Here is a 214-nt window from a genome sequence, read left to right as displayed (position 1 = left end):
GTGCATCATTAATCGACATCGAGTAACAGTGTCCTAATCACGGTTAATTATGTTCAGCCCTTCATGCTATCGGTTTACTAGCACTACTTCGGCCTCGGCTGACTTCTGATATCCCATCCCAACATCTCTCGATGTCAGTAGCACACTGTTTAAAAAAAAATCAGAGGCAGAACACCAGACCTCCCGGGGTAATTCGCGCGACCTTCCTGCTTAT

Source organism: Marisediminitalea alba (assembly GCF_002993365.1).
In the GTDB taxonomy this organism is placed as follows: Bacteria; Pseudomonadota; Gammaproteobacteria; order Enterobacterales; family Alteromonadaceae; genus Alteromonas; species Alteromonas alba.
The sequence above is the reverse complement of the archived record's forward strand: the minus strand, read 5'-3'. Positions refer to the sequence as shown.